The organism is Streptomyces sp. NPDC015032, from assembly GCF_043080425.1.
GTDB lineage: Bacteria > Actinomycetota > Actinomycetes > Streptomycetales > Streptomycetaceae > Streptomyces.
Genome location: NZ_JBIBVN010000034.1, coordinates 74,355 through 80,354 on the forward strand (window position 1 = coordinate 74,355; position 6,000 = coordinate 80,354).

The 6,000-nt window shown below is 69.7% G+C and carries 4 protein-coding genes; 3 read left to right on the forward strand and 1 reads right to left on the reverse strand.

The window, feature by feature from the left end; all coding sequences use genetic code 11:
* Positions 1-174: 174 nt before the first annotated feature.
* Together ACF08M_RS32685 and ACF08M_RS32690 are read left to right on the forward strand one after the other, a co-directional pair.
* A complete protein-coding gene (locus ACF08M_RS32685) occupies positions 175-1,617 on the forward strand; it encodes an NAD(P)/FAD-dependent oxidoreductase (RefSeq protein ID WP_392188876.1) in 1,443 nt (480 codons plus the stop codon).
* Between the two features lie 186 nt (positions 1,618-1,803).
* Complete coding sequence (locus tag ACF08M_RS32690) at positions 1,804-3,567, forward strand: SpoIIE family protein phosphatase (protein WP_392188877.1); 1,764 nt, start codon at positions 1,804-1,806, stop codon at positions 3,565-3,567.
* Between the two features lie 54 nt (positions 3,568-3,621).
* Here ACF08M_RS32690 and ACF08M_RS32695 read toward each other — a convergent pair whose 3' ends face one another.
* The gene (locus ACF08M_RS32695) at positions 3,622-4,923 is read right to left on the reverse strand and encodes an MFS transporter (protein WP_392188879.1); all 1,302 of its coding nucleotides are present in this window, start codon (positions 4,921-4,923) and stop codon (positions 3,622-3,624) included.
* A 155-nt stretch (positions 4,924-5,078) separates the two neighbouring features.
* Here ACF08M_RS32695 and ACF08M_RS32700 point away from each other — a divergent pair, with 155 nt between their 5' ends.
* Positions 5,079-5,636 (forward strand): MarR family winged helix-turn-helix transcriptional regulator, encoded by a 558-nt coding sequence (locus ACF08M_RS32700; RefSeq protein WP_392188878.1) that lies wholly within the window; start codon positions 5,079-5,081, stop codon positions 5,634-5,636.
* Positions 5,637-6,000 lie beyond the last annotated feature (364 nt).

Sequence of the window (6,000 nt, forward strand, 5' to 3'; positions counted from 1 at the left end):
GGACCGGTTGGTCATTGATTCGGCCCCGGCACTCCGCCCCGACCCCGACCCCTGACCTGCGCAGCTTCCGTATCCCCGCGGTGATCAGCAGCGCCGGCCCATCCAGAACCTCCGGTCACACAATTTGCCGGGGCTGTGGACAAACCCTTGAGCCCGTTGCGTCATGGGGTGGTGATGGCTTCAGATTCCGGGGGAACACCCCCCGGCCCCCCGCCGGGTGTGCGCGTTCTCGTCGTCGGTGGCGGCTACGTCGGGATGTACACAGCACTGCGCCTCCAGCGGCAGCTGAAGCAGAGACTCAGAAGCGGTGAGGCCGAGATCGTCGTCGTCACCCCCGAGCCTTATATGACGTATCAGCCGTTCCTGCCCGAAGCCGCCGCCGGTTCGATCTCGCCACGCCATGTCGTCGTGCCGCTCCGCCGGGTCCTGGCGCACTGCAGGATGGTGATCGGCGAGGCCGAACGCATCGATCACGCCAAGCGCACGGCGACCGTGACCACCCTGGCCTCGGGGGAGGACGGCACCGGCGCCGTCGAGATCCCGTACGACGAACTCGTCCTCGCGCCCGGCTCCGTCTCGCGCACGCTCCCCGTCCCCGGCCTTGCCGACCACGGCGTCGGCTTCAAGACCATCGAGGAGGCCATCGGCCTGCGCAACCACGTCATCGAGCAGATGGACATCGCCTCCGCCACCCGTGATCCGGCCATCCGTGACGCCGCCCTCACCTTCGTCTTCGTCGGGGGCGGATACGCGGGCGTCGAGGCCCTCGCCGAGTTGGAGGACATGGCCCGCTACACCGCGCGGTACTACCACAACATCAAGGCGGACGACCTGAAGTGGATCCTCGTCGAGGCATCGGGCCGCATTCTCCCCGAGGTCGGAGACGCAATGGGCGCATACGCGATCCGTGAGCTGCGCGGCCGCAATATTGACGTACGCCTCCACACCCGGCTGGAGTCCATCGAGGACCGGATCGCCGTGCTGAGCGACGGTTCCCGCTTCCCGACCCGCACCCTCGTGTGGACCGCGGGCGTCAGACCCGCGCCGATCCTCGCCGCCACCGATCTGCCGCTCGACGAGCGCGGCAGGCTCCGCTGCACGGCGGAACTCACCGTGGAGGGAGTCGAGCACGCCTGGGCCGCCGGGGACGCCGCGGCCGTACCCGATCTGACCGCCGCGGAAACGGGGGCGGAGACGGCGCCCAACGCCCAGCACGCCGTGCGGCAGGCCAAGGTTCTCGCGGACAACGTCCTCGCGTCGATCAGCGGCGAACCCCTCAAGGAGTACCGGCACAGCTATGCGGGATCCGTCGCCTCGCTCGGCCTCCACAAGGGCGTCGCACATGTCTACGGCCGCAAGCTCAAGGGCTTTCCGGCCTGGCTGATGCACCGCACGTACCACCTCAGCCGGGTTCCGACGTTCAACCGGAAGGCCCGCGTCCTTGCCGAATGGACCCTCGCCGGACTCTTCAAACGCGAGATCGTCTCCCTCGGCTCGCTGGAACACCCGCGCGCCGAATTCGAACTCGCCGCAGGAGGCGGACACCCGGGGCCGGGGCACCCGCCGGGCCCCCGAAACCCGCCGAAGCCCGACGGCCCACCGGGGAACGGCGGCTGACCGACCGTCGGCCCGTCACCTCACCGGCCCGGACCGGACCGTACCGACGCCTGTCAGTACGGTCCGTCACACTGGACGTGTGACCATAGGTGGGCCCACATCTGCACAGAGTGACCCGGCCGGCAGTGACCGACAGTGAGCAGCCCGTCCGAGCGGACCAGACCGACACACGAGGCCAGAAATTCCGTGAACTTCACGCGCTGGAGCGCCCGCCTACCCGGAACGCAGCGTCGCGCCGCCGCACGGGACGACCGCAGTTCCGTGCCCTCGGCCCGCGCCGAGTACGCACGGCCGGGGGCCGGACCCTGCCCGCCGGACAGCGACACGCACAGTGACACGCACAGCACGTCTTCCGGGGACCGCGGCCCCACTCCGGAGGATCTCTCGGCCCGGGACATCCTCGGCCAACTGCCCGCCCTGGTGGCCCTGGTGTACGGCCCCGACCACCGGATCGCGTATGTCAACGACGCCTATGCCGCCGCCTTCGGCCCCCGCCCGGCCGGCGCCACCGCGGCCGAGGCCATGCCCGAACTCGTCGAACTCAGTCTGCTGCCCCTCATGGACCAGGTCCTGCGCAGTGGCACACCTCGTACCGTCAAGTCCCGCAAGGTCCGCGGCGGCAATTCGTACACCGTGACCTGCACCCCGGTACACCGGGACAGCGGCACCGCGACCGAAACCGAGGCGGACGAGGACGGGGACAGGAACAAAAAGCAGACCGGCAACAAGGGCAAGGACAGGAAAAGAAACAGAGGCACCGAAGACGGCGTGCTCGTCTACGCCGTCGACGTCACCGACCACGCCGAAGCGGCCGAACGGCTCCGCGCCAGCGAGCGCCGCCTCCGCGAAACGGCCGTCACCCTCCAGCGCTCCCTGCTCCCGCAGGAGCTGGAGCAGCCCGACGACCTGCGGATCGCCGCCACCTACCAGCCCGGCGGCACGGACGCCGCGGTCGGCGGCGACTGGTACGACGTCATCACCCTCGGCGCAGGCCGCACCGCCCTGGTCATCGGGGACGTCATGGGCCGTGGGGTACGGGCCGCCGCGGTCATGGGCCAGCTCCGCACCGCCGTGCGCGCCTACGCCCGCCTCGACCTCCCGCCGCACGAGGTGCTCCAGCTCCTCGACGGTCTCGCCGCCGAGATCGACGCCAGCCAGATCGCCACCTGCGCCTACGCGGTCCACGACCCGAACGAGGGCCGGCTCGTCTACGCCTCCGCCGGGCACCTCCCGATCCTGGTGAGCCACGAGGACGGCACGGTCCACCGCGCCGAGGACCCGACAGGACCGCCGCTCGGCACCGGTGGCTGGATCCACACGTCGGGCACGATCGCGCTGCCGCCCGGTTCCACCGCGGTCCTCTATACGGACGGCCTGGTGGAACGCCGCAGCGAGGACATCGACGAGGGCGTCGCCGCCCTGGAACGCGCCCTCTCCGGAGCCAAGGGTTCACCCCAGGTGGTCTGCGACCGGCTGATCCGCTCTCTCGGCGTCACCGCGGAGCACGACGACGACGTGGCGGTACTGGTGGTCCAGCACCCCGCCCGCACGGGGGCGAACGCCGAGCTGTTCCACAACGCCTCGCTCGATCTCCTCGGCGGCATCGAGGCGGCCCCGCGCGCCCGCGCCTTCGCGTCCGGCGTCCTGACGTCGTGGCGATTCCCGGTCGAACTCTGCGACCTGGGCGTCCTGGCCGCGGGCGAACTCGTGGCGAACTCACTCAAGCACGGCACACCGCCGATGCGCCTGGGTCTGCGCCGTACCGACCGCCGCCTGATCATCGAGGTGACCGACGGCGACGACCACCTGCCGCGCCGCCGTCGCGCCGATCCGGCGGACGAAGCGGGCCGCGGCATCTCCATCGTCGCGACGATCGCCACGTCCTGGGGCAGCCGCCGCACGCCGGGCGGCGGCAAGGCGGTCTGGTGCGAGTTCGTCCTGCCGCAGTAGGGGCCCCGCCGGAACGGAACCCCTACTCACCCGTGCAGCGTCGCCCCTGTTGCCTCAGCGGGTGGTGACGGTGGAGGCGGCCGCCACCGGCTCGGCCTCCGGCAGCGACACGGCCACCACCCTGGACGGTGCCGCCTCGATCGACGGCTGATCCTGTACGGGAGTGAGCCGTCGGCCGAGTCGCAGCGCCAGCACCGTGATGCCCAGCGAGAACAGCACGAACGTCACGATGTACGGCCCGTGCAGCGTCGCCCCCATCGGGCCGCCCACGGCCGGACCGACCGCCAGCGCGAGCTGCTTGCACAGAGCGAACGCGGAGTTGTACTGCCCGACCATCGACTCCGGTGCCAGATCGGCGACCAGCGGCGCCACGGTCGGCGACAGCATCGACTCACCGAGTCCGAACAGCGCGTACGTGGAGATCATCGCGGCCGTCGCCATGGTCTGGCTGCCGTGCCCGAGCCCCGCGTACCCGGCCACGATCCAGGCGAACGCCCAGATCAGACCGACCCAGGCAATGACCCGGCTGCGCCTGCGGCGCTCCACCAGACGCAGTACGACGAACTGCGCCACGACGATGACGGCGGTGTTGGCGGCCAGCGCGATACCGAGCGTCGAGGGCTGGATCCCGGCGGCCTCGGTGCCGTAGGCCGCGAGCCCGGACTCGAACTGCCCGTAGCAGGCGAAGAACAGCACGAAGCCCAGCACGCACAGCTGCACCATGGCCCGGTGCGAGAGCAGTACCCGCAGCCCGCCGGGCGCCTTGGACCCGTCGGCGGGCCTGGCGTCGGAGAAGGACGGACGGGACAGCCGCACCGTGGAGGCGATGACACCGAGCACCACGAACATCGCGGCCTCGATGAGGAACAGCTGGATGAAGGTTTCCGGCCGGCTCGTGTCGACGATCTGCCCGCCGACCAGTCCACCGATACCCAGCCCGAGGTTCTGCAGGAAGAACTGCATGGCGAAGGCACGCGTACGGGTGGCGGCGCTGGAGCACCACACGAGCATGGTGGCGAGCGTCGGCTGCATGACCGCCGTACCCGCGCCGAGGACCGCGGCCGACAGTACGGCGGCGGTCACGCCCGACGACAGACCGAGGGCGACAGCGCCCAGGGAAGCGACGGCCGAGGCGACGACGAGCACGGGCAGCGGCCCGCGCCGGTCGATGGCACGCCCGGTGAACGGCAGCACGGCCAGTGCCGCCATGGCGAAGACCGCCAGAACGACTCCCGCGGTGCCAGCACCCAGATTCCGTACCTGTGCCACATAGACGTACAGATACGGAACGGTGAACCCCAGCCCGAACGCGCTCAGCGCGCTCCCCAGCTGGATCCGCCGCAGTGCTGCACCCATCTCCCTGGTCACACTCACCTACCTCGAGGTCTCGTAGCGATGCGCCGAGCCAACCGAACGACTCGAACCCGAAGACTTTAGCACTAAAGTTAGAGCCTCAACAATTCAGACCGAAGGACTTCGACGGCTTTGAAGGGCGTGCCATACTGCCCGCCATGTCTGACACCACCGAGCAGCCCGGCCCGCAGGAGCCGAGCCTCGACGAGCAGATCGCCGCCTATCAGCGCGAGTTCCGCGACCTGGACCCCCAGGTCGAGCAAGTCGTCTCGGCCCTGGGCCGACTGAACCGCCGGATGAACGTGGCGTACGGACGCCAGGTCGCCGCCCTCGGCATCAGCAACGCCGAGTGGGAGGTCCTCAAGACCCTGGTCCTGTCCGGTTCCCCCTACCGCCTGGGCCCGGGAGAGCTGGCCAAGCGCCTCGGCCTCACCCCGGCGGCGATGACCCACCGCATCGACCGCATGGCCGGCGAGGGTCTGGTGACCCGGGACCGGGACGAGAACAACCGGGTGCGCGTGATCGTCGAGCTGACCGACGAGGGCCGTGCGAAGTGGCTGGAGGCGATGCGCATGGCTACCGCCTTCGAGGAGGAACTGCTCCAGGACCTCACCGGCGACGAGCGCGGAGTCCTCGGCGACATGCTGATCCGCCTCCTTCGCCGCGTGGAACACGCCCAGCCGGACGCCGGCGGCCGCCTCACCGACCTGGACTGAACCCGTGCCGGACACGTGCGAAAACGGCTTGACCTGGCGGGGTTGACACGTCCATCCGCGATCCGTAAGGTACTTCGAGTTGTCACGGAGCCGGAACGGTTCCGGGACAACCGATCCCGCCGCGAACGCGGCAACCAAAATTCAGCACGATCTCCCACTCGGGACGATTTCGGCATGCCGAAATTAATTTCGAAGGCTCGATTATGAGTCGCGGGGAAAGTCCGCTAGAGTTTGGGCGTCGGAACGGCCCAACGGCCGGGAAGACAAATCCCGCTGACTGGGAATCAGGCCCGAAAGGATCTGATAGAGTCGGACTCGCCGGAAAGGGAAACGCGAAAGCGAAGAACTGGAAAGCAGCCCCGCT